Here is a 22,837-nt window from a genome sequence, read left to right as displayed (position 1 = left end):
CCGATGGGCGGCGAGGCCTGCCGCTAGCCTCGCGCCATGCCTGCCACCGAGCGCCTCCCGCGCGGGGTCCGGTTCGGTTACGGCTCGGGCTCCGTGGCGACCGGCGCCTTCGGGACCGTCCCCGGGCTGATGTTGCTGCCCTACCTCACCGACAGCCTCGGGATCGCCGCGCTGGCGGCGGGCTTCATCGTGTTCGCCCCCAAGGCGTGGGACGTGGTCCTCAACCCGATCGCGGGCCGGATCAGCGACCGGACCGTCGACCCTCGTGGTCCCCGGCGCCCGTGGCTGCTGCGGGCCGGGACCGGCCTGGCGATCGGCTTCGCGCTGCTCTTCGCGGCGCCCGAGATGGGGCAGTACGCCGAGGCCGCCTGGGTGCTCGTGCTGTTCGTGGCGTGTGCGACGGCGTACGCGTTCTTCCAGGTGCCCTACGTGTCGATGCCGGCCGAGATCACCGACTCCTACGACGAGCGCACCCGGCTGATGACCTGGCGGGTCGCCATCTTGGCGTTCACGATCATGCTCGCGGGCGCGAGCGCCCCCGCGATCCGCGACGCCGTCGGCGGCCGGGCCGGCTACCGCGTGATGGGGCTGGCGATGGCGGCGATCATCCTGCTCGGCGTCGTCAGCGCCTACCTCGGCACCCGCCGGGCTCCGGTCACCGCGCCCCACCCGGGCGCCGGCACCCTGCGCGACCAGCTGCGGATCGTCGCGACCGCGGACGACTTCCGGCACCTGCTGACCACCTTCGTGGTCCAGGCCCTCGCGACCGGCTGCATGCTGGCCGGCGTCGACTACCTCGCCTCGGACGTGCTCGGTCGGGACGGCGCCACCACCATCCTCTTCGTCTGCTTCGTCGGTCCCGCGCTCGTGCTCACCCCGGCGTGGTCGGCGCTCGGGACCCGGATCGGCAAGAAGCGCGGCTACACCGCGTCCTCGGTCGTGCTCGCGGTCGGTGCGCTGCTCGCCGCGACCGCCCAGTCCGCGCCGGTGGCGCTCGTCTACGCCGCCGTGGTGCTCGTCGGGGTCGGGTACGCCGGCTGCCAGGTGTTCCCGATGGCGATGCTGCCCGACGCGGCCTCCGTCGACGCCCGGCGCACCGGCTCGAGCCGGGTCGGCGTCTACACCGGCGTCTGGACCGCGGGCGAGACGCTCGGCCTCGCGCTCGGGCCGGGCGTGTTCGCCCTGGTGCTCGCGCTCGGCGGCTACCGCTCCTCCACCGGGGGCGACGTCGCCCAGCCGGACTCGGCCCTGACCGCGATCACGCTCGGGTTCTCGGTGCTCCCGGCCGCGCTCATCATCCTCAGCCTGCTCTGGCTGCGCCGCTACTCCCTGGACGCCGGCGCGGTCGACGTCGCCGCCGACCCGGCACCCGAAGGAATCGCATGAACACTCCCACGCCCGACGCCCTGGCCCGGCTGCGCGAGCTCCAGGCCGGCGACCTGCCCGTGCACGGCGGCCGGACCCTCGCCTACGTCTACGACTCCGGGCTCCCCGAGGTGGACCGGGTCGCGCGCGAGGCGGTGGCCGCCTACGCCGGCTCCAACGGCCTCGACCCGACCGCGTTCCCGAGCCTGCTGCGGATGGAGAACGACCTGGTCGGCTTCACCGCCGACCTCCTCGACGCCCCGGGCACGGCCGTCGGGTCGGTGACCTCGGGCGGCACCGAGTCGGTGCTGCTCGCCGTGCAGGCGGCCCGCGACAGCCGGCCCGACGTCGAGCACCCGCGGATGGTGATCCCCGAGACCGCGCACGCCGCCTTCCACAAGGCCGCGCACTACTTCCGGGTCGAGCCGGTGCTGGTGCCCGTCGGCCCGGGCTTCCGGGCGGACCCGGCGGCGACGGCGGCCGCGCTCGACGACGACCGGCACCGCACCGTGCTCGCGGTCGTCTCCGCGCCGTCGTACGCCCACGGCGTCGTCGACCCGGTCACCGAGATCGCCGCCGCGGCCGCCGAGCGCGGCATCCGCTGCCACGTCGACGCCTGCATCGGCGGCTGGGTGCTGCCCTACGCCGCCCGGCTGGGACGCCCCGTGCCGCCGTGGACGTTCGCCGTCGAGGGTGTCACCTCGATCTCGGTCGACCTGCACAAGTACGGCTACGCGCCGAAGGGCACCTCGGTGCTGCTCCACCGCACCCCCGAGCTGCGAGCACCGCAGTTCTTCGCCTCGGCCACCTGGCCGGGCTACACGATGCTGAACTCGACGATGCAGTCGACGAAGTCCGGCGGCCCCCTGGCCGGGGCCTGGGCCGTGGTGCAGACGCTGGGCGACACGGGCTACGAGCTCCTCTCCCGCGACGTGTTCGACGCCGTGGACCGCATCGTCGCCGGCGTCGCCGACATCGACGGCGTCTCGGTCCTGGTCGCCCCCGACTCGACGCTGGTCGCGCTCGTCACCGACGCCCGGTGCGACGCGTTCACCGTCTGCGACGAGATGGCGACCCGCGGCTGGTACGTCCAGCCGCAGATGTCGTACGGCGGCGCGCCGCCCACGATCCACCTGTCGGTGAGCGCCGCGACGCTGGCGCACGTCGACGGCTTCCTCGCCGCGCTGGCCGCGTCGGTCACCGCGGCGGCCGAGGCCGGCCCGGTGCAGGTCGACCCGGGCGTCGCCGCGTTCATCGCGGCCCTCGACCCGACGGCGCTCACCCCCGAGGACTTCGACGGGCTGCTGCTCGCGGCCGGCCTGGTCGGCGGCTCGGACGGCGGCCCGGACGGCGGCCCGGACGGCGGCGCGGACGGGCTCGCCCTCCCCGACCGGATGGCGGAGGTCAACGCGATGCTCGACCTGGCCGCGCCCGCGATGCGCGAGGCCCTCCTGCTCGCCTTCCTGGACCGGCTCTCGCGGCCGAACCGCTAGCTCAACCGCGGCCCGGGCCGCCGGTGCGGAGGCCGCCGAAGACCACGTCGCCGCCGGCCGGGACGTGGCCGACGTACCAGCCCGGGCGCCCGGCGTGCCCGAAGGACCGCGGCAGGCGCGCGTGGCGGACGTAGGCGTGGTCCGACCAGGACGGCCGGGCGACCCGGCCGAGCGGCCAGACGAGGAACGACACCTGCCGCCCCTGCACGCGCAGGCAGGCGCGCCACGGCAGCGGCGCCAGGCGCCGGTGCCCGGTCAGCAGGACACGGGCGAGGTCGAACTGCCCGACCGAGCGCCACGCCGGGCCTCGTCGGTCGGTGTCCCAGGTCAGCACGTTCATCACCGTCTGCACGCCCCACACGACGTTCTTGGTGACCGTCACCGCCCGCACCCGCTGGCCGTCGTCGCGCACCCGGACGGCGAGGCCGGGCTGGACCCGCCACGCGCTCTGACGGACCCAGGTGGCGCAGGAGGTCTGGTCGCGGGTCGGCCGCGACCCGGCCGGCACGACCACCTCCCGGCGGTTGGGCTCGCCCCGACCCGTCGACCGCTCGGCCCGTACGGCGAGCCGGTGCCCGTCGTACCGGTAGTGGAACGCCGGGCCGTCGGGCGTCAGCACCGAGCGGCTCACCGCGTCGTCCGGCACCCGGGCGGGCGCGACCAGCGCCAGCACGAGGGCCACGAGGACGCCGATGTTCACGCCCGCACTGTAGGTCCTCCCGCGGTGTCGCAGAAGGAGGTGACGGCGTCCAGGTCGTAGCTCCCGGCGTCGGTGCCCAGCCCCTGCGCGACCTGGGCCGCGGTGGCGCACCCGAGCTCGGCCGCTCCGCGCAGGTCGCGCCCGAGCGAGAGCCCGCGGAGGAACCCGGCCGAGAACGCGTCCCCGCAGCCGGTCGTGTCCACGACGTCGACGGCGTACGCCGGCACCTCGACCACCTCGTCCGCGGTGACGACCAGCGCTCCCTTGCTGCCCTGGGTCACCGCCACGCATCCGACACCCGCGCCGACCAGCGCTCGGGCGCCGTCCACGAGGGAGGTCGCGCCCGTGAAGCCGAGCACCTGCTCGTCGTTCGGCAGCAGGTAGTCGGTGTGCGGCAGCGCGTCGGCGATCCACGCCAGCAGGTCGGGGTCGCCGGGGGCGAGCACGTCGAGCGAGGTCACTGCTCCGATCGACCGGCCGTGGGCCAGCAGCTCGGCGGCTGCCGGGCCGCCGAGGAACTCGGGGCCGCCGAGGTGCAGGTGGGTGGTCCCGGCGAGCTCCTGCAGGTCGAGGTCGTCGAGGGTGAACGCGCCGTTGGCTCCGATGCAGTGCCAGGCCGGCCGCTCGCCGTTCGGCCGCACCGGGATCACCGACGCCGACGTCTGCTGCGCGGGCGAGCGCACCAGCCCCGTGACGTCGACGCCCTCCCGGGCGAGCAGGGCCAGCAGCGTGTCGCCGACCGGGTCCGCGCCGACCGCACCGAAGGAGCGGACCGCGGCGCCGAGCCGGCTCAGCACGACTGCCGTCCCGCCCGCCGTCCCGGCCGGGGAGAGGCGGATGGTCTCGACGAGCTGTCCCTCGGAGCCCTCGGGGACGGACTCGACCCCGATCACGTGGGTGTCGAGCACGTGCACGCCGACGGCGGCGACCTTCATCTGGCTCATGCGGGGTTCTCCTGGGTGGTGCCGTAGCCGCGCCGCAGCGCCTGGGCGATGACGTCGTGCTGCTGCTCCTCGGTGAGCACCCGCGGGGTGCCGAGGGTGCTGGCGCGCAGGTGGAGCGCGGCCAGCCACTCGAGGAGCAGCGCGTGCTCGACGGCCTGGTCGAGGGACCCGCCGACGGCCACCGAGCCGTGGTTGGCCATCAGCGCGGCCTGCCGGCCCTCGAGCGCGGCCAGCACCCCGGCCGCGAGCGCGGGCGTCCCGAAGGTGGCGTAGGGGGCGACCCGGACCTCGCCGCCGAGCGCGAGCTGCTGGTAGTGCAGCACCGGCAGCTCGACCAGGACGCACGCGACGGCGGTGGAGCAGGGTGGGTGCGCGTGCACGACGGCGGCGGCGTCGGACCCGGCGTACACGCCGAGGTGCAGGCCGAGCTCCGAGGTCGGCACCAGCGCGCCCTCGAGCACCTCGCCGGTCGGCGACACCACGGTGACGTCGTCCGCGGTGCACGCGCCGAGCACGACGCCGGTCCCGGTGACCGCGACCCGGTCGCCCTCGCGCGCCGAGACGTTGCCGGCGGTCCCGACGACCAGACCCTCGGCAGCGAGCCGGCAGGCGGCGGCCGCGACGTCCTCGCGCAGGCTCACCGCGGCACCCCCGCGAGCCCGGCCGGGGTGGCGTAGCGCTCGAGGTAGGCGGTCACCATCGCCACGCCCTCCTCGACGAGCCGCTGGTCGCCGCCGTCGTCGTGCTCGTAGGCGAGCTGGAAGACCCGGTCGCCGACCTCCACCGCCAGCACCGCGACGTCCAGGGGCAGGTCCGGCCGGGCCAGCCCGGCCTCGATCGCGAGGTCGCGGAGCAGGGCCGCGGTGCGGGCGTTGTGCTCGCGCCCGAAGCGGTGGACGGCGACGTTCGTGCGGCCGCGCAGGTAGATCTCGACGAACGCCGGGCGCCGCCGGTAGACCGCGACGTACGCCGCCATCGTGGTCCGCACCAGCGTCGCGACCGACAGCACCTCGACGGCGGCCAGGTCCGCGGCGACCTGCGTGTCCATCTCGTCCATGTCTCGTTGAGCCAGCGCGAGGAGGACGTCCTCCTTGTCGGCGAAGTACTGGTAGAGCGAGGCGACCGGGGCGCCGGCGGCCTCGGCGATGTCGCGGGTCGTCAGGGCCGCGACGCCGCGCTCGACCACCAGCCGCGCCGCTGCGTCGAGGAGCCCCTCGACGCGCCGGCGGCTGCGCTCCTGGCGCGGGACCCGGCGCCCGGACCCCAGCGGAGCCGGAGGAGCCGGTGTGGTCGACGTCGCAGCGGCAGCCATGGGCGGCAGTGTACGGTACGAAACCGAATATAACACAGGTTCACGTTCGACGACTCGAGGAGCCGACATGACCCTCTCCCGCCGCTCCCTGCTCGGCGGTGCCGCGGCGACCGGGCTGGCGCTCGGCGCCTCGGTCGGCACCATGCACGACGCGGTGGCCGCGGGCGCGCGCCAGGGCGGGTTGCCGCGGCAGGTCGACGTCGTCGTGGTCGGCGGCGGCATCTCGGGGCTCGTCACCGCCCGCCGGCTGGCGCACCGCGGCCACGACGTGCTGGTGCTGGAGGCCCGCGACCGGGTCGGCGGACGCGTCCTCAACCACCACCTGCGCGGGCCCGGCACGCACGGCGCCACGATCGAGTCCGGCGGCGCGTTCATCGGGCCGACCCAGACCCACATCGCGCGGCTCGCCCGCGAGCTGGGGGTGCCGACGTTCCTGGAGTACAACCAGGGCAACAGCGTCTACGTCTCCTCGACGACCGGCCGCACGGAGTACTCCGGCACCGTCCCGCCGGACCCGCTGATCCTCCCCGACGCCGCCGTCCTGCTCCAGCGCATCGACTCGATGGCCGCCGAGATCGACGTCGCCGCGCCGTGGTCGCACCCGCGCGCCGCCGAGTGGGACGCGCAGACGCTCGGCGAGTGGATCCGGGCGAACGCCGTGAACGGCGACGGCGTCGAGAACCTCATCGAGTGCTGGACCCAGCCCGGGTTCGGCGCCGACCCCGACGAGCTCTCCCTGCTCTACGTCCTCTGGTACGTCGCCTGCTCGGGCGACGAGCAGCACGTGGGGACGTTCTCGCGCAACTCCGACACCGCGAACGGCGCGCAGGAGCGTCGCTTCGTCGGCGGCTCCCAGCTGGTGCCGCTCGGGCTGGCGCGCCGGCTCGGCGACGTCGTCGCCCTCCACGCACCGGTGCGGCGCATCGAGCAGCGGGACGGGCACGTCGTCGTGCACAGCGGCCGCGGCGTGGTCCGGGCCAAGCGCGTGGTCGTCGCCGCTCCCCCGCCGCTGGTCCTCGGCATCGACTGGTTCCCGCGGCTGCCCGTGCGGCGGCTCCAGCTGCTGCGCCACCTCGACATGGGGCAGCTGATGAAGTGCGACGCCGTCTACCGCACGCCGTTCTGGCGCGAGGCCGGCCTCAACGGGTTCGGCATCAACGACTCCGGAGCGGCCCGGGCGGTCTTCGACAACTCTCCGAAGGAGGGCGAGCCGGGCGTGCTGCTCGCCTTCGTCGGCGGCGACACCTGGCGGCAGTACGGCGTGCTGCCCCTGGCCCAGCGACGGCAGGCCGTGCTCGAGGGGTTCGCCGCGATGTTCGGCGACCAGGCCCTGCACCCGATCGACTACGTCGAGCACGACTGGACCCACGAGCGCTGGACCACCGGCGGCCCGGTCGCCAACTACGCGCCGGGGACGATGGTGCGGTTCGGCTCCGCGATCCGGAAGCCGTTCGGCCGGGTGCACTGGGCCGGCACCGAGACCTCGACCTACTGGACCGGCTACATGGACGGCGCCGTGCGCGCCGGTGAGCGGGCCGCCCTCGAGGTGGGTGAGCGGCTGTGAGGCGGTGGTCGGCCGTGCTCGCGGCGCTCGTGCTCGCGGCCGCCGCACCGACGGCCTCCGCCGCGCCGTCGGGCTCCGCTGCGCCGCGTCCGACGTGGGACACGCGGGTCTTCTCGCTGGTCCCCTCGCCCGGCCACCCGGCGTACGTCCACGTCCACACCAACGGGCGTGTGTACGCCGGCACCTACGAGTCGACGGGCAGCACGGTCGCCTCGCGGGTCTTCGAGTGGACCGCGGACGGCACCCTGCTCCGGTCGTGGCGCGTGCCGGGCCAGCACCTCGACGAGGAGCACGGCGTCCAGGTGGCGAACCAGACGAGGAGAGGGCGGCTGGTCCTCCTGGAGACGTCGACCGCGTCGGTCCTGACCCTCGACGTGCGGACCGGCCACGTCCGCCGGGTCGCCCGGTTCCCGGACGGCACGGTGCCCAACTACGCGACCTGGGGACCGGACGGCGCCCTCTACGTCACCGACTACGCCGACGGGGTGGTCTGGCGGCTGCCGCACGGGTCGCGCACGCCGCAGCGGTGGTTCGAGTCGCCGGCACTGGTGGGCGCGGCCGGCTTCGGCACCGCGGGGATCCGCTACCGCCCGGGGCGCCACGACCTGCTGATCACCCAGCAGACGGTCGGCGACGGCAGCGACCTGCCGACCGACGGCGCGCTCTACCGGCTGCCGGTCGGCCGCGACGGCGCGCCCGGCGAGCTCCACGCGCTGTGGACCTCGCAGCCCGGCGACCTGCCCGACGGCTTCGGGATCGGCCGGTCCGGTCACGTCTACGTCGCCCTGGCGGGGCTCGCCAACCAGCTCGTCGAGCTCACCGCGGCGGGCGAGGAGGTGGCCCGGTTCCCGGACGTGCCGGTCACCGGCGACAACGGCTCCCCGGTCCCGTTCGACACCCCGTGCAGCGCGACGTTCCTGGGCCGGCGGGTGCTGGTGGCGAACCAGTCCGCGGTCCAGGGCGACCCCGCCCACCAGGCGGTCCTCGACGTGTACGTCGGCGAGCGGGGCCGGGCGCCGTACCTCCCGCGGGACGCGGGCTTCTGACGGTGGCTAGGGTCGCGCCATGGGCGCGCTGGCGGGACTCGTCGACCAGGGCCTGATGGCGCCCGACTGGGCCGAGCAGCTGGCGCCGGTGGACGAGCAGATCGCCGCCATGGGGCGGTTCCTGCGCGAGGAGATCGCCGCCGGCCGGGGCTACCAGCCGGCCGGGGAGCGCGTCTTCCGGGCGTTCCGGCGACCGCTGGCGGACGTCCGCGTCCTCGTCGTCGGGCAGGACCCCTACCCGAACCCGGGCCACCCGATCGGGCTGTCCTTCGCGGTCGGCGCGCACGTGCGCCCGCTGCCGCCGAGCCTGGTCAACATCTACACCGAGCTGCAGTCCGACCTCGGCATCGAGCCGCCCCCGCACGGCGACCTGACCGCATGGGCCGACCAGGGCGTGATGCTGCTCAACCGGGCCCTCACCGTCCAGCCGCACCGGTCCGCCGCCCACCGCGGCAAGGGCTGGGAGCCGATCACGCAGTGCGCGATCGAGGCGCTGGTGCGGCGCGGCGGCCCGTGCGTGGCGATCCTCTGGGGCAGCGACGCGCGCAACCTCAAGCCGGTGCTCGGCGCGATCCCGGTCGTCGAGTCGCCGCACCCGTCGCCGCTGTCGGCGTACCGGGGCTTCTTCGGCTCGCGTCCGTTCAGCCGGGTCAACGACCTGCTCGTGCAGCAGGGGGGCGAGCCGGTGGACTGGCGACTGCCGGCGGTGCCTGAGGGCGCCTGACTCCCGTCGGCGCCGCGCAGCGTTCCCGACGGGAGTCAGGCGTCCTGGGGACCTTCGTCCATGTCCCGTCGCGACCCTTCGCCCTAGCGTCGATGTGTGGGACCCCTGCATCGCATCCGCGTGGCGCTGTTCGCGCTGCTGGCCGTCACGGTCTTCGGAACCGTGGGCTACATGCTGCTCGGGTTCACCCTGCTCGAGGCGAGCTACCAGACGGTGACCACGGTGGCGACCGTCGGCTTCCGCGAGGTGCGTCCGCTCTCGCCCGTCGGGCAGGTGTTCACGATGGTGCTGATCGTCGTGGGGGTCGGCACCGTGCTCTACAACCTCGGCGTGGTGATGGAGGCCGTCACCGAGGGCCACCTGCGCCAGAACCTGGAGGAGCGCCGGATGAGCAAGGACATCGCCGCCCTGCGCGGCCACGTGATCGTCTGCGGCTACGGCCGCGTCGGCCGGTCGGCGTCCGACTTCCTGCGGTCCAGCGGGGAGGAGGTCGTCGTGGTCGACAGCGACGCCGCCCGGTTCACCGACCTCGACCCGACCGTCCCGCGGGTGGTCGGCGACGTCACCCGCGACGAGGTGCTGCTGGCGGCCGGGCTGGCGCACGCCCGCGCGGTCGTCGTGTGCCTCGAGTCCGACGCCGACACCGTCTACTGCACGCTGTCGGCCCGCGCGCTGCGTCCCGACGTCGCGATCGTCGCCCGGGCGCGCACGACCGGCTCCAAGACCAAGCTCGAGCTCGCGGGCGCGAACCGCGCCGTGAACCCGCAGCGGATCGGCGGGCGCCGGCTCGCGGCGTTCGCCCTCCAGCCGGACGTCGCCGAGTTCCTCGACGTCGTCATGCACGAGGACTCGCTCGACTGGCGGGTCCAGCAGGTGCCGGTGGTCGCCGGGTCCGACCTGGCCGACAGCACCGTGGGGTCGTGCCGCGAGCGCACCGGCGTGCTGCCCCTCGCCGTACGACCCGCGCGGGACGCGGCACTGGAGGCCAACCCGGCGCCGGACGTGGTGCTCCCCGCCGGCGCGGTGCTGATCGTGCTCGGCACCCAGGAGGAGCTCACCGCCCTGGCGCTGCTCGCCCGGGGGGCCGAGCACCCGGCAGGTGCGGAATAAAGTTGAATGTGCAATCATTACGCCTGACATGACCGACACGACCTCGCGGATGCCCGCGCTCTACATCGGGCACGGCGCCCCGCCGCTGCTCGACGACCCGGTGTGGTCGGGCCAGCTGGCGGCCTGGGCACGCGACCTGCCGCGCCCGCGGGCGATCCTCGTCGTGAGCGCGCACTGGGAGTCGGCGCCGGTGATGCTCAGCGCGAGCCAGGCACCGCTGGTCTACGACTTCGGCGGGTTCGACCCGAAGTACTACCGGATGACCTACGAGACCCCGGACGCCTCGGCGCTCGCCCGCCAGGTGGCGGCGATGATGCCGGCGTCCGCGCCGGTGCACCAGCACACCAGCCGCGGCCTCGACCACGGCGCCTGGGTGCCGCTGCGGATCATGTACCCCGAGGCCGACATCCCGGTGCTGCAGATGTCGCTGCCGACCGACGACCCCGTCGCGCTGATGCAGCTCGGCGAGCGGCTCCGGCCGCTGCGCGACGAGGGCGTGCTCGTCATCGGCTCCGGGTTCCTCACCCACGGGCTCCCGTTCCTGACCGAGTGGCGCATCGACGCGGCCGCCCCGGGCTGGTCGACGGAGTTCGACCGCTGGGCCGGCGAGGCGCTCGCCCGCGGCGACGTCGACGCGCTCGCGAACTACCGCGCCGAGGCCCCCGGCCTCCCCTACGCGCACCCCACCGTCGAGCACTACACCCCGCTCTTCGTCACCCTCGGCGCCGCCACCGACCCCGAGGAGCCCGGTCTCCAGGTCATCGACGGCTTCTGGATGGGCCTCTCGAAGCGCTCGCTCCAGGTTGCCTGAGCAGCGGCGCGAGGTCGAGTCGGGACTTCCGGACAGTTGAGTCGGGAGTTCCGGACACGGCCGTGTCCAGGACTCCCGACTCGACCGTCACAAGTCTCGACTCGACCGTCACAAGTCTCGACTCGACCGACCGCGGGGTCAGACCCAGAACGTGTCGTGGCGGAGCATGAACTCCGCGCGCTGCTCCTCGGTCATCTGCTCACCCCGGGCGAGCGTCTCGAAGTAGTCCTCGCGCGGGCCGCCGGGGGCGAACATCAGCAGCATCGACGCGCCCCCGCCGCCCCGGAAGCCGTGCAGCCCGCCCTCGGGCACGTAGAGGAAGTCGCCGCTGCGCGCGGTGACCCACGCGCGCCCGTCGTACAGGCGGACCTCGCCGGAGAGCACGTAGAACTGCTCGGAGATCGAGCGGTGGAAGTGCGGGTCGGGGCCGGTCTCGGTCTCGCCGAAGGTCCACCGGTAGAGCCCGAACCGGCCGGCGGTCTGGTCGCCGGTCGCGATGTACTCGCACGTCCCCCCGGTGCGGTAGGTGATCTCCGGCGGCTCGTCCCCGCGACGCACCCACGCGGAGACCTCACCGCCCTCGCCGTGGTAGGTGTCGGGCGGGTAGGGCCGGGGCAGCGACATGGTCCGACCGTACGACGGCCGCAGGCTCGTCTGCTGCGGGTTTCTCGGCCCGTCCGCGGTTGCCGGCCCACCTCAGGTTCACCATGGGATGCAGGCGAACCGTCACTTCCCACGGCGAGCACACCGTGGGAAGTGAGGGTTCACCTCCTGACCATGGTGAAACAACGCCGGGCCACCTCGGCCCGTCAGCGGATCCCGGTCCTCCGCATCATCCGCAGCCCGCCGAGCATCCCCTTGACGTACTTGTCGTAGTCCTGGCCGGGCCGCGCGCCCATCACCTGCTTCTTGAGCACCGCGAGGTTCTGCACGTCGGTGTACTTGAGCATCCCCTGGTCGCCGTGCCGCGCGCCGACGCCGGACTGCTTCACGCCGCCGGACGGGGTGCCCTTCGACGCGAACGCGGTCGCGAGGATGTCGTTGACGTTGACGTTGCCGGACTCGATGCGCCGCCCGACCTGGCACGCGGTGGCGAGGTCACCGCCCCAGACCGACGCGTTGAGGCCGTACTCGGTGTCGTTGGCGAGGGCGACCGCCTCGTCGACGGTGCGGTACCGGTGCAGGGCGACGACGGGGCCGAAGGTCTCGGTCACGCCGGCGACCATGTCCTTCGTGACGCCCTCGAGGATCGTCGGCTCGAAGAACGCCGGACCGAGGTCGGGTCGCGCCTTCCCGCCGGTCAGCACCGTGGCGCCCTTGGCGACCGCGTCCTCGACGTGGGACCGCACCCGCTCGAGGTGGTCCGGGGAGACCAGCGACCCCATGTCCGGCCCGAAGTCGTACGACGCGCCGACCGTCAGCGCCTCGGTCGCGGCGACGAACCGGTCGCGGAACTCGTCGTACCGCGACTCGGGCAGGTACATCCGCTCGATGTGCATGCAGATCTGGCCGGTGTTGCCGAACGCGCCGAAGATCGCGCCCTGCACGACCTCCTCCAGGTCGGCGTCCTCGAGCACGATCATCGGGTTCTTGCCGCCGAGCTCGAGGCAGCAGCCGATCAGGTTGCGCCCGGCGCGCTCGCCGATCACCCGGCCGGTCGCGGTCGAACCGGTGAACATCACGTAGTTGGCGTTGTCGATCAGGGTCGGGCCGACGTCGGGACCCTCGCCGCACACGACCTGGAACAGCCCCTGCGGGAGGCCCGCCTCCTCCAGCATCTGCACGCCGTAGAGCGGCGACAGCGCGGTCTTGTTGTCGGGCTTGAGCACGATGGCGTTGCCGGCCATCAGCGCCGAGATCGAGTCCGAGATCCCGGTCGCGAACGGGAAGTTCCAGGGCGCGATGATGCCGACCACGCCCTTGGGCTGGCGGATCTCGGTCGAGGTCGACAAGAACGGCACCGGCCCGCCGCGCTTGACCGGCTTCAGCAGGTGCGGGGCGCGCTTGAGGTAGTGGCTCATCACCATCACCGGGTCGCAGGTCTCCTCGATCGCCATCCGGCGGTTCTTGCCGCTCTCCGCCTGGATCAGGTCGGTGGTCGTCTGGGCGTTGTCGAGGAAGAGCGAGTGCGCCCGCTTGAAGACCGCGAGCCGCTCGCGCAGCGGCCGCCCCGCCCACTCCCGCTGCGCCTCCCGGGCCGTGGCGAACGCCGCCTCGACGTCCGCCGGCGTCGACTGCGGCAGCTCGACGAGCAGGTCACCGGTGTAGACCTCGGTCAGCTTCCACGAGCCGCCGCTGGTCGACGGCACCCGGGCGACGAGGCCCTGGAGGAAGGAGTCGGTCAGGGTGGCGGGCCGCTGCAGGGCTGTCATACCGAGAGAATGTAACTCGTTCTAGTTTGCTCGTACAGGTCCCGCTGGGGAGGATCCGGGGGTGAAGATCCTGTCCATCCAGTCCTCGGTCGCCTACGGCCACGTCGGCAACTCCGCCGCCGTGTTCCCGCTCCAGCGGCTCGGGCACGAGGTCTGGCCGGTGCTCACGGTGCACTTCTCCAACCACACCGGGTACGGCGCCTGGCGCGGGCCGCTGCTCGACCCCGAGGACGTCCGCGAGGTGATCGCCGGCATCGAGGACCGGGGCGTCCTCGGCGAGGCGGACGCGGTGCTGTCCGGCTACCAGGGCGACCCGGCCGTCGGGGCGGTCGTGCTCGACACGGTCGCCCGCGTCAAGGAGCTCAACCCCGGCGCGGTCTACTGCTGCGACCCAGTCATGGGCGACGTCGGGCGCGGGATGTTCGTCCGGCCGGGCATCCCGGAGATGATGCGGGACCGGGTGGTCCCGGCGGCGGACATCATCACGCCCAACCACTTCGAGCTCGACTTCCTGGCCGGCCGCGCGACGTCCACCCTGGCAGGGATCGTCGACGCGGTCGACGAGGTCCGCGAGCGCGGCCCGCGCGACGTGCTGGTCACCAGCGTCCTGCACGGCGAGGTGCCGGAGGGGCGCCTGGACGTCATCGCCGTGTCCGACGAGGGCGCCTGGGCCGTCGAGACGCCCCTGCTGCCGATCACCCCGAACGGCTGCGGCGACGTCACCGCCGCCCTCTACCTCGCGCACCTGCGCACCACCGGGTCCGCCGCGACCGCGCTCGCGCGGACCACCGCGTCGGTCTTCGCCGTGCTCGAGGCGACGATCGCGGCGGGGACCCGCGAGATCGCGCTGGTCGCCGCGCAGGACGCGATCGCCGACCCCCCGGACACCTTCGAGGTGCGCCGGCTGAGGTGACGGCCGTCCCGACGACGACGGGACCTTGGCCACCGGCGCCGTGACCGGCGGCCACCTACCGTGGCGGCATGAGTCGTCGCCGCCGTACCGCCCTGCCCGCGCTCGTCGCCGTGGTCACCGCCGCGTTGCTCGCGCTGGGCGGCTGCGGGTCGTCGGACGGCGGCAGCGACGCCGGGGACTCGACGGCCAGCTCGGCGGACGCCTCCTCGGACGGCTCCTACAACGACGCCGACGTCGCGTTCGCGACCGGGATGATCCCCCACCACGAGCAGGCGCTGCAGATGGTGGCGATGGCGCAGGGTCGCGACCTGTCCCCCGACTTCGAGACGCTCATCGGCAACATCTACGACGCGCAGCAGCCCGAGATCGACGAGATGCAGGGCTGGCTCGCGAAGTGGAGCGAGCCCAGCTCCTCCGCGACCGGCCACGACATGTCCGGGATGTCGGACATGCCCGGGATGTCCGGCTCCGCGCCGGGGATGATGAGCGACGACGACCTGGCGGAACTGACCAACACCTCGGACCGGTCGGCGTTCGAGGAGATGTGGCTGACCATGATGATCGCCCACCACGAGGGGGCCGTCGAGATGGCGCAGACCGAGCTCGACGAGGGCTCCTACCCGCCCGCGCTCGACCTCGCGCAGTCGATCGTCGACTCGCAGAGCGCCGAGATCGACCAGATGAAGCAGATGCTCCAGGGCTGACCGCCTCCCGGTGGTGCCGGCTCAGACGGCGAGCCGCTCGACCGCGGCCCACAGCCGCCGGTCGGCGAGCTCGTCCACGAACGCCCGCAGCTCGGGTGACAGCGTGCGGTCGCGGCCGACCACCTTCTCGACGTACTCGCGGTGGACCCGGTCGAACTCGGCGGCCACGCCCGGCTCCCACGGAAGGCCGAGCGCGTCGAGGACCGCGCGGAGCGACGTCGCGCCGGGGTCGCCGAAGAAGCGGCCGTACTCCACCACCGTGGCCAGGTCCGGGTGGTCACGCACGGCGCGGCGGATCCGCTTGAGCGACTGGTTCCAGCGCTCCACCGACGCCTTGGCGTCCGAGCGCTCGGGCCAGTGCTGGTCGGCGGCGTCCTGGGCGCGGCGGTCCCACGACGACGCCACCTGGTCGATGTCGCGCACGATGAAGACGAACCGGGCCTCCGGCAGCCGCTCGTGCACCCGGTCGAAGCGGACGGTGGTCATCTTGTCGCCGACGTACGTCGCCTGGTCCCACTTGGCCTCGAGCGCCACGTAGTCGACGCCCCAGCGCGCGGCCTCCTCCGGGTCCTGGTTGGTCAGCCCGTCGGAGAAGTCGAAGAACCGCTCCTTCTCGAACAGCTCGGGGCCGAGCCGGTCGATGCCGCCGCTGACGACCCGCTTGTAGCGCTCCATCCCGATGACGACCTCGGGGTGCGCGTTCATCACGTGCAGCAGCGCGGTGGTCCCCGAGCGCGCCAGGCCGGCGAGGAAGAGCAGTCGCTGCGGGGACGTCATGAGCCCGGAGCCTAGTGGGGCTGCACGAGCGACACAGAGCCGGTGACAGGAGTCGAACCCGCGACATCCTCTTTACAAGAGAGGCGCTCTACCAACTGAGCTACACCGGCAGCGCGCACATGCTACGGCGCGACGGTGCGCACCTCCCACATGGCCGACAATGGCCGCATGACCCGGTCCCGGCGCGCGCTGGCTGCTCGCCGCCGGGCTGGTGCTCGTCGTCGCGGGGGTCGCGGCACTGGGCTGGATCGGGTGGCAGTACGTCGGCACCAACTGGGTCTCGGCGCGCAAGCACGCCGCGATCGTGGACCGGCTCGAGCGCGGGTGGTCCGACGGTGAGGCCGAGGTGCACGTCGACGAGGGCACCGCGGGGGCGATCGTCCGGATCCCGCGGTTCGGCGACGACTACGCCGTGCCGGTGCTCGAGGGGACCTCCGACGACGCCCTCGCCGCCGGGTTCGGCCACCTCGAGGGCACCGCAGGGCCGGGCGAGGTCGGCAACTACGCGCTGGCCGGCCACCGCGTCACGCACGGCGAGCCGCTGCGCGACATGCCCGACCTCGAGGTCGGCGACCGGGTCGTCGTCGAGACCGCCACGACGACGTACACCTACGAGCTGGTGACCGCCGGCGACGCGCTGACCGTGCCGGCGTCGTCCGGCTGGGTGCTCGACCCGCTGCCGACCAACCCCGACGCCGGCGGGGTCGAGCCGCCGCAGGGGGCGGGTCAGCGGCTGCTGACGCTGACGACCTGCTCCGAGCTGTTCCACACCGACGACCGGCTGGTCGCCTTCGCGGAGCTGGTCAGCTCATCCCCCCGTCGTGGGCGATGACGGCGCCGGTCACCATCCGCGCCGCCGGCGAGGCCAGCCACACGATCGTCTCGCCGATCTCGGCCGGCTTGATGGCGCCGCCCGGCAGCATCATCATCAGCCGGTCCGCGACCCGGCTGTCGAGGTCGTCGGTGAGCTTGTGGAAGACCTGCTCCACGATCGGGGTGTCCACGGTGCCCGGGCAGACCGCGTTCACCCGGATGCCCTCCGGCGACAGCTCGAGGGCCAGCGCCTTGGTCAGCTGGGTGAGGCCGCCCTTCGCGGCGGCGTACGCCGTGGCGTAGGGCTGCGCGACGTTCCCGGCGACGGACGAGACGTTGATGATCGCGCCCTTCGCCGCGCGGACGTGCGGGAGCGCGGCCTGGATGAGGAAGAACGGGCCCTTGAGGTCGACCGCGTGCACGCGGTCCCACTCCTCCTCGGTGACTGTCTCGATCCGGCCGAACTGCACGATGCCGGCCACGTTGGCGAGCACGTCGATGCGGCCGTGGACTGCACACGCGTCGACTGCCTGCTGCACCGCGGCGAGGTCGCCGACGTTGCAGGGCACGTAGGTCACGCCGTCGGGGACGGTCGGGTTGATGTCGAGCCCGAAGACCGTGTCGCCGAGGTCGCGGAACAGCGCCGCGGTCGCGTGCCCGATGCCGGACGCGGCTCCCGTGACGACGATGACGCGGCTGCCTGGCTCGTTCATGGACTGCCTCTCAGAGGGTGATCGTGAGGTGGTGGTCGAGGAGGCCGGGGCGGCCGATCCCGAAGCGGCGCTCGAGGAACCGCCAGCCGCCCGAGGGGCCTCCGTAGCCGCCGGCGACGAAGGTGTCGACGTACGTCCCGGTGACGATCGGCTGGAGCGGGACCTCGGGGAGCGCCTGGAAGACGAGGTACGTCGACGTCACCTCGACCGAGCCGTCGGTGCGCGCCTCGCCGAAGGACGTGTTGGCGACGACGTGCTGGGTGCCCGGCGTGCCGTCCTCGTGCAGCTTCACCAGCCGGCGGTAGAGCACCTCGACCTCGGCGGCGCCGGTCGCGAGCACGGTCCCGTCCTCGGTCTTCAGCACCGCGTCGCTCATCAGCGCTCCGACGCCCGCGAAGTCGCCGGCGTCGATGAGCCGGCAGTAGGTCGCGAGGAGCCCGCGGATCCGGTCGCCATCGGTGAGCTGCACGTCGGGGACGGTACTGGAACGCGTTCTATTCGGGATAGTCCCTGACCTTTTCGCCCCCGGCACGGTCTGTCGAGGGCCAGAACGTCAGGGACTATCCCAGTACTTGAACCACGCTTGAGGTTCCGCCAGGCTGACCCCATGGAGGACGGCCCAAAGAGGAGTGACCCGTGACGGCGCTGACCATCGGGCACCTGGCCGAGCGCGCCGGGGTGGCGACGTCCGCGATCCGGTTCTACGAGGCGCGGGGACTCGTCAGCTCGGTCCGCACCACGGGCAACCAGCGCCGCTACGACCCCTCGACCCTGCGCCGGCTCGCCTTCATCCGCACGGCGCAGCGGGTGGGGCTGAGCCTCGACGAGATCGCCGACGCCCTGGCCACCCTCCCCGGGGGCCGGACGCCGACGGCCGCGGACTGGCGACGCCTGAGCCGGACCTGGCGGCCCCGGCTCGACGAGCAGATCGAGCGGATCGAGCGGCTGCGCGACAAGCTCGACGGGTGCATCGGGTGCGGCTGCCTCAGCCTGAAGTCGTGCTCGCTCAACAACCCCGAGGACGAGGCCGCCGACCGCGGCGCCGGTCCGGTCTTCCTCGAGCCGGAGTCCACGAGCACGGCGGAGTAGCCCGAGGCGTCTAGCCTGACCGCATGGCGCTCCGCATCGTCGCCAACCGGCCCGACCCGGCGCTCCTCGCGCTGCCCTGGGCGATCCCGCTCGAGGAGTGGACCGAGCACGTCGTACCGCTGCCCCGCGGCATCTCGCGGCACGTGGTCCGGATCGTGCGGCTCGGCGACAACACGTACGCCGTCAAGGAGACCGTCGAGGAGATCGCGTTCCGCGAGTACCGGCTGCTGCGCGACCTGCAGCGCCTCGGGCTCCCGGCCGTCGTCCCGCAGGGCGTGGTGACCGGCCGCGTCGACGCCGAGGGGGCGGAGCTGCCGGCGGCGTTGCTGACCCAGCACCTGCAGTTCTCGCTGCCCTACCGCAGCCTCTTCAGCCACGGGCTCACCGCCGACAACCTGCCCTCGCTGATCGACGCGATGGTGGTGCTGCTGGTCCGGCTGCACCTCGCGGACTTCTACTGGGGCGACGTGTCGCTGTCGAACGTGCTGTTCCGCCGCAACGCCGGCGGCTTCGCGGCGTACCTCGTCGACGCCGAGACCGGCGAGCTCAAGCCGACCCTGTCGGACGCGCTGCGCGAGTACGACCTCACGGTCGCGACGGAGAACGTCTTCGCCGAGCTGCTCGACCTCCAGGCCAGCGAGTCCCTCGACCACGAGGTGCAGGCGCACGAGATCGTCGAGATGCTGGTCGAGCGCTACCACGCGCTGTGGGACGAGCTCACCTCCTCCGAGGAGTTCTCGAGCGGCGAGCTGTGGCGCATCGAGCGCCGGGTCGAGCGGCTCAACGAGCTCGGCTTCGACGTCGACGAGCTCGACATCGTCACCGACTGGGACGGCGACCGGATCCGGATCCAGCCGAAGGTGGTCGAGGAGGGGCACCACCGGCGCGAGTTGCAGGCCCTGACCGGGCTCAACGTCGAGGACGCCCAGGCCCAACGGATGCTGAACGACATCGCGTCGTACACCGCGAGCCTCGGGCTCGGCCGCGAGGACCGTGCCCTGGTGGCGAACCGCTGGCTGACCGAGATCTACGAGCCGGTGATGGCGATGGTCCCCGCGGAGGCCCGCGGCAAGCTCGAGCCCGCGGAGATCTTCCACGAGCTGCTCGTGCACCGCTGGTACCTCTCCGAGCGCGCCGGCCACGAGGTCGGCATCGTCGAGACCGCGCAGGACTACATCGACAACGTGCTGCTCCAGAAGCCCGAGGAGGCCGTCGCCGCCGAGGAGTGACCCTGCCCCGGCGACCACCTCGTACGACGTCCGCGCGACCACCCCCCGGGCGTCATACGAACCGGCTCCCCCGGCGACCAGTCCGTATGACGTCCCCCGTGCCCTGTGCCCGACGCGGTGCCCGGTGCGCCCGACCCTAGGGCCGGCAGACCCGGCAGGGGGTGAGGTGGCCGTTGTTCTCGCCGACGGGGCGCAGGTCGTCGCGGTGGGCGATCAGCGAGCAGTCCCGGCGGTGGATGGTGGCGCCGTCCCCGGCGGTGACCGGCAGGGCGGAGACGTCGACGCCGTCGTCGCGGGTGGTCGCCGCCCGCGAGGTCACGTCGGCGAGCACGAGGAGCGTGTCGGCGAGCCGCCGCTGCGACTCCTTCGCGTCGGCCGCGAGCCGCGCCAGCCAGGCCCCGAAGTAGAGGAACCCTCCGGTGAAGGTCAGCCCCAGGCCGAGCAGCCCGCCCGAGACCAGGTAGGAGAGCTGGTCGTACTGGTACGGCGTGTTGGCGGCGCCGTACCAGCCCAGGACGATCACCACGAGGCCGAGCGGGAGCAGGATGGCGCCCGCCCAGAACAGCACCAGCTGCAGCAGCTGGTAGTGGTTGTCCTTGAGCGGCGCCGCCCCCGAGCCGGTGCCGCGGCTGCCGGCCCGCGGCAGCCCCACGGAGAGCCGGTCGGCCGGGACGGTGCTGAGGGGCTGGTCGATGGTCGTCATCACGATGTCTTTCGGAGGTCGGGCAGGCCGCTGTCGAGGCCGTGCGAGCACGATCCGGTGCCGCCGAGCGCGATCACGCCGATCCGGCGGAGCCAGGAGCCGCCGACGGCGGCGAGGAGGATCCCGCCGGCGAGGATCGCGCCGGGGATGGAGTAGAGCGGCGGCAGGCCGGCGCCCGTGAGCGTGCTCGGCGGCAGTGCGCTGTCGGCCGCGGGCGCACCACCCGCGGAGGCCGGGGCGGACCCGCCCGGCGTACCCGCCGGGCCCGCACCGGCCGAGCCGGCGCCCCCGCCCCCGCCGGAGCCGCCCGCGCCACCGGACGCGCCGCCGGGGTCGTTGTCCGGGACGTCGGTCGGGATGTCGATGCCCTGCACGGTCTCCACCTCGGTGGTGGCCGTGCCGAGCGTGAGGACGATCCGCGGCGACAGCCCGGCGACGGCCTGGAGGTTGCTCTTCAGCTCCTTCGGGTCGTCGGGGAGCGCGCCGATCAGGGTGTCGAGCGGCAGCGCGTCGAGCTTGCTGCGCAGCACCTTGGTGTCGATCTCGACCTGGAGCGCGGAGACCGTGCTCGCGGCCTTGCCCTGCCCGTGGCTCAGGTCCGGCTTCGGGAGGGTGATCGTCAGGCCGAGCTGCTTCAGCGCGGCAGCGGCCTGGTCCGGTACGGCGGGAGCGTCGCCCTGCTGCGGACCGGCGTGGTAGCCGGACGAGCCGAAGGAGAACTCCTGGCCGGCGACGGTGATCCCGCCGAGGGCCGATCGTCCCGTCGCCCTGCTGGTCGCGCCGTCGCTGGTGCTGGTGCTGGTGCTGGTGACGCCCTCGAGGGTCACCAGCCCGCCGAGCAGGGTCACGTCGCCGAGCGCGGCGCGCGAGACCGTTGTGACCCGGTCCTCGGACGCCACGTCCTGGCTCGACGAGGTGTAGCCCTCGACGTCGACGAGCGCGGCGACCTGCGGCGGCAGGCCCGGGGCGCCGCCGCCCGGGGCGGGGTCGGAGCCGTCCTCGGCCACGCCCGACTGCGTGCCCGACGGCGTGCCCGACGGGGTGCCGGTGATCGCGTCTCCGAACTGGCCGAGCAGGTCGGCGCCCGAGCTCGCGGACCCCCCGGAGAGCCCCGGGAGGGCGGGCAGGCCCGGCACCCCGGGCGGCCCCGGCAGCCCGGGTACGCCGCCCCCGCCCCCGCCGTCGCCGCCCCCACCGCCGGTGCCGTCCCCGACCTCGCCGTCCGGCGAGAAGCCGGCCTGCGCGTAGGTCCGCTCCGCGCTGGCGCCGGTGCGCATCACCGTGCCGGGGAACGGCTCGTCGGCCTGCTTCTCCTCCCCGGAGGGCTGGCCGGAGTTCACCTGCACCGGGTAGCCGTTCTCGAACAGCTGCGACGGGAGTCCGAGCTGCTCGCCGAAGGTCTTCGCGCCCTCACCGACGGGGTCGCCCGGCCAGAGCCAGCTGGCGCGGCCCAGCGAGCTGCCGGAGTCGGCCTCGACCTTGGTGTAAGCCAGCTCGACCTCGAGCTGCGGCTCGGACGGGATCGGGATCGTCGGCTCGTAGATCTCGATCCTCACGGGCGCCGCGACGGCCGCGGCGCTGTAGCCGCTGAAGCCCGGGCCGGAGCCGGCCTTGCCGGCGCGATGGTCAGCGGCCGACTGTGCGCTCGCCGGGATCGCGCCCATGCAGAAGGGCAACGACAGACCGACGAGCGCGGCGGCCGAGATCGGGACGAGGTACCGCTTCATGCTGCGCCTCCGAGGATGACGTCGGACATCGTGGCCAGGACCTCCGCCGGCTCGCCGGTGGCCACCACCCGGCCGCCGGTCATCACCGCCGCGTAGTCGGAGACGCGGAGGGCGGTGCGGGCGAACTGCTCGATGCAGAGGATCGAGACCCCGCTGGCCGCGATCTGCGCGACCGTGTCGTAGAGCTCCTCGACGATGAGGGGCGCGAGCCCCATCGAGAGCTCGTCGAGGAGCAGCAGCGCCGGGTCCGACGCCAGCGCCCGCGACATCGCGAGCATCTGCTGCTCACCGCCGGACATGGTGCCGGCGAGCTGGTGCCGGCGCTCGTGCAGCCGGGGGAAGTAGGAGTACGCCGTCTCGAGGACCGCGTCGGCGGCGACCCCGGCGTACGACATCAGCGTGAGGTTCTCCTCCACCGTGAGGTTCGGGAACACCGACCGTCCCTCCGGGACCGTGCACAGCCCGAGCCGGGCCAGGTCCTCCGGCGCCGCGTCCTGCACGTGGACGCCGCCGAGGTGGATGTCGCCGGAGGTCGCGCGCTTCTGCCCGCTGATGACCTTGACCAGGGTGCTCTTGCCGGCGCCGTTCGGCCCGAGCAGCGCCATCACGGCGCCTTTCGGGACCCGCAGGTCGACGCCGCGCAGCACCTCGATCCGGCCGTACGCCGCGTGCAGGTCGGCCACCTCGAGGATCGGGACGCCGCTCATTCGGGGCCCCTGCGGAAGCGT

Annotated in this window: 24 protein-coding genes and 1 tRNA gene; 12 read left to right on the top strand and 13 right to left on the bottom strand. The window is 73.6% G+C overall.

The annotated features are described in order from the left end of the window. Nucleotides 1-36: 36 nt before the first annotated feature. Nucleotides 37-1,386 carry an MFS transporter gene (locus tag ACILQ5_RS07750; protein WP_395657402.1) on the top strand — a complete coding sequence of 450 codons (1,350 nt, stop codon included), beginning with the start codon at nt 37-39 and terminating at the stop codon, nt 1,384-1,386. After that, nucleotides 1,383-2,858, top strand: a complete 1,476-nt coding sequence (locus ACILQ5_RS07745; RefSeq protein WP_395657401.1) for a pyridoxal phosphate-dependent decarboxylase family protein — start codon at nt 1,383-1,385, stop codon at nt 2,856-2,858. The genes ACILQ5_RS07750 and ACILQ5_RS07745 overlap by 4 nt, the downstream gene beginning before the upstream one ends. A 1-nt stretch (nt 2,859) precedes the next feature. On the opposite strand, the gene ACILQ5_RS07740 is transcribed toward ACILQ5_RS07745, so the two are convergent. The 4 genes from ACILQ5_RS07740 to ACILQ5_RS07725 are packed head-to-tail and all read right to left on the bottom strand — an operon-like array spanning nt 2,860 to nt 5,814. Further along, nucleotides 2,860-3,558, bottom strand: coding sequence for a hypothetical protein (locus tag ACILQ5_RS07740; protein WP_395657400.1), 699 nt, complete (start codon nt 3,556-3,558; stop codon nt 2,860-2,862). After that, a complete protein-coding gene (locus tag ACILQ5_RS07735) occupies nt 3,555-4,502 on the bottom strand; it encodes a carbohydrate kinase family protein (protein WP_395657399.1) in 948 nt (315 codons plus the stop codon). Before ACILQ5_RS07735 ends, ACILQ5_RS07740 begins: the two co-directional genes overlap by 4 nt. Beyond that, a complete protein-coding gene (locus tag ACILQ5_RS07730; RefSeq protein WP_395657398.1) occupies nt 4,499-5,143 on the bottom strand; it encodes a class II aldolase/adducin family protein in 645 nt (214 codons plus the stop codon). The genes ACILQ5_RS07735 and ACILQ5_RS07730 overlap by 4 nt, the downstream gene beginning before the upstream one ends. Further along, nucleotides 5,140-5,814 carry a TetR/AcrR family transcriptional regulator gene (locus ACILQ5_RS07725; protein WP_395657397.1) on the bottom strand — a complete coding sequence of 225 codons (675 nt, stop codon included), beginning with the start codon at nt 5,812-5,814 and terminating at the stop codon, nt 5,140-5,142. The genes ACILQ5_RS07730 and ACILQ5_RS07725 overlap by 4 nt, the downstream gene beginning before the upstream one ends. Before the next feature lie 67 nt (nt 5,815-5,881). Here ACILQ5_RS07725 and ACILQ5_RS07720 point away from each other — a divergent pair, with 67 nt between their 5' ends. From ACILQ5_RS07720 to ACILQ5_RS07700, 5 genes are all read left to right on the top strand, one after another. After that, nucleotides 5,882-7,378 (top strand): flavin monoamine oxidase family protein, encoded by a 1,497-nt coding sequence (locus ACILQ5_RS07720; protein ID WP_395657396.1) that lies wholly within the window; start codon nt 5,882-5,884, stop codon nt 7,376-7,378. Further along, complete coding sequence (locus ACILQ5_RS07715; RefSeq protein ID WP_395657395.1) at nt 7,375-8,424, top strand: SMP-30/gluconolactonase/LRE family protein; 1,050 nt, start codon at nt 7,375-7,377, stop codon at nt 8,422-8,424. The genes ACILQ5_RS07720 and ACILQ5_RS07715 overlap by 4 nt, the downstream gene beginning before the upstream one ends. 19 nt (nt 8,425-8,443) lie before the next feature. After that, a complete protein-coding gene (locus ACILQ5_RS07710; protein ID WP_395657394.1) occupies nt 8,444-9,148 on the top strand; it encodes a uracil-DNA glycosylase in 705 nt (234 codons plus the stop codon). A 96-nt stretch (nt 9,149-9,244) separates the two neighbouring features. Beyond that, nucleotides 9,245-10,258 carry a potassium channel family protein gene (locus ACILQ5_RS07705; protein ID WP_395657393.1) on the top strand — a complete coding sequence of 338 codons (1,014 nt, stop codon included), beginning with the start codon at nt 9,245-9,247 and terminating at the stop codon, nt 10,256-10,258. 28 nt (nt 10,259-10,286) lie between these two features. After that, entirely contained in the window at nt 10,287-11,069 is a 783-nt protein-coding gene (locus tag ACILQ5_RS07700) for a dioxygenase (protein WP_395657392.1), read from the top strand. Between the two features lie 138 nt (nt 11,070-11,207). Here ACILQ5_RS07700 and ACILQ5_RS07695 read toward each other — a convergent pair whose 3' ends face one another. Both ACILQ5_RS07695 and ACILQ5_RS07690 read right to left on the bottom strand, forming a co-directional pair. Then, nucleotides 11,208-11,693: a cupin domain-containing protein gene (locus tag ACILQ5_RS07695; protein WP_395657391.1), complete on the bottom strand. Its 486-nt coding sequence runs from the start codon at nt 11,691-11,693 to the stop codon at nt 11,208-11,210. A 185-nt stretch (nt 11,694-11,878) separates the two neighbouring features. After that, a complete protein-coding gene (locus tag ACILQ5_RS07690) occupies nt 11,879-13,441 on the bottom strand; it encodes a succinic semialdehyde dehydrogenase (protein ID WP_395657390.1) in 1,563 nt (520 codons plus the stop codon). A gap of 61 nt (nt 13,442-13,502) precedes the next feature. Between ACILQ5_RS07690 and pdxY the strand changes: the two genes are divergently transcribed. Next, nucleotides 13,503-14,354, top strand: coding sequence for a pyridoxal kinase PdxY (gene pdxY, locus ACILQ5_RS07685; protein WP_395657389.1), 852 nt, complete (start codon nt 13,503-13,505; stop codon nt 14,352-14,354). 68 nt (nt 14,355-14,422) lie between these two features. Further along, on the top strand, nt 14,423-15,058 hold the full coding sequence (locus ACILQ5_RS07680) for a DUF305 domain-containing protein (protein WP_395657388.1): 636 nt from the start codon (nt 14,423-14,425) through the stop codon (nt 15,056-15,058). Nucleotides 15,059-15,079: 21 nt separating this feature from the next. On the opposite strand, the gene ACILQ5_RS07675 is transcribed toward ACILQ5_RS07680, so the two are convergent. After that, nucleotides 15,080-15,835 carry a sulfotransferase family protein gene (locus ACILQ5_RS07675; protein ID WP_395657387.1) on the bottom strand — a complete coding sequence of 252 codons (756 nt, stop codon included), beginning with the start codon at nt 15,833-15,835 and terminating at the stop codon, nt 15,080-15,082. Nucleotides 15,836-15,872: 37 nt separating this feature from the next. Continuing rightward, a tRNA-Thr gene (locus ACILQ5_RS07670) sits at nt 15,873-15,945 on the bottom strand. 101 nt (nt 15,946-16,046) lie between these two features. Between ACILQ5_RS07670 and ACILQ5_RS07665 the strand changes: the two genes are divergently transcribed. Continuing rightward, a complete protein-coding gene (locus ACILQ5_RS07665; RefSeq protein ID WP_395657386.1) occupies nt 16,047-16,667 on the top strand; it encodes a class E sortase in 621 nt (206 codons plus the stop codon). Here ACILQ5_RS07665 and ACILQ5_RS07660 read toward each other — a convergent pair. Together ACILQ5_RS07660 and ACILQ5_RS07655 are read right to left on the bottom strand one after the other, a co-directional pair. Further along, a complete protein-coding gene (locus tag ACILQ5_RS07660) occupies nt 16,639-17,361 on the bottom strand; it encodes an SDR family NAD(P)-dependent oxidoreductase (protein WP_395657385.1) in 723 nt (240 codons plus the stop codon). The two genes, ACILQ5_RS07665 and ACILQ5_RS07660, sit on opposite strands and share 29 nt — an antisense overlap. Before the next feature lie 10 nt (nt 17,362-17,371). Further along, on the bottom strand, nt 17,372-17,830 hold the full coding sequence (locus ACILQ5_RS07655) for a nuclear transport factor 2 family protein (RefSeq protein ID WP_395657384.1): 459 nt from the start codon (nt 17,828-17,830) through the stop codon (nt 17,372-17,374). A gap of 167 nt (nt 17,831-17,997) precedes the next feature. Between ACILQ5_RS07655 and soxR the strand changes: the two genes are divergently transcribed. Further along, nucleotides 17,998-18,450 (top strand): redox-sensitive transcriptional activator SoxR, encoded by a 453-nt coding sequence (gene soxR / locus ACILQ5_RS07650; protein ID WP_395657383.1) that lies wholly within the window; start codon nt 17,998-18,000, stop codon nt 18,448-18,450. Nucleotides 18,451-18,473: 23 nt separating this feature from the next. Next, nucleotides 18,474-19,679, top strand: coding sequence for a DUF4032 domain-containing protein (locus ACILQ5_RS07645; RefSeq protein WP_395657382.1), 1,206 nt, complete (start codon nt 18,474-18,476; stop codon nt 19,677-19,679). A gap of 136 nt (nt 19,680-19,815) precedes the next feature. On the opposite strand, the gene ACILQ5_RS07640 is transcribed toward ACILQ5_RS07645, so the two are convergent. From ACILQ5_RS07640 to ACILQ5_RS07630, 3 genes are read right to left on the bottom strand one after another with little or no spacing between them, the layout of a single operon-like run. Beyond that, a complete protein-coding gene (locus ACILQ5_RS07640) occupies nt 19,816-20,382 on the bottom strand; it encodes a hypothetical protein (protein WP_395657381.1) in 567 nt (188 codons plus the stop codon). Beyond that, nucleotides 20,382-22,109, bottom strand: coding sequence for a choice-of-anchor P family protein (locus tag ACILQ5_RS07635; protein ID WP_395657380.1), 1,728 nt, complete (start codon nt 22,107-22,109; stop codon nt 20,382-20,384). Before ACILQ5_RS07635 ends, ACILQ5_RS07640 begins: the two co-directional genes overlap by 1 nt. After that, the gene (locus tag ACILQ5_RS07630) at nt 22,106-22,816 is read right to left on the bottom strand and encodes an ABC transporter ATP-binding protein (protein ID WP_395657379.1); all 711 of its coding nucleotides are present in this window, start codon (nt 22,814-22,816) and stop codon (nt 22,106-22,108) included. The genes ACILQ5_RS07635 and ACILQ5_RS07630 overlap by 4 nt, the downstream gene beginning before the upstream one ends. Between the last annotated feature and the right edge of the window lie 21 nt (nt 22,817-22,837).

The sequence above is a fragment of the Nocardioides sp. genome, assembly GCF_044226305.1.
In the GTDB taxonomy this organism is placed as follows: Bacteria; Actinomycetota; Actinomycetes; order Propionibacteriales; family Nocardioidaceae; genus Nocardioides.
This window is presented reverse-complemented; position numbering and strand designations above follow the sequence as displayed.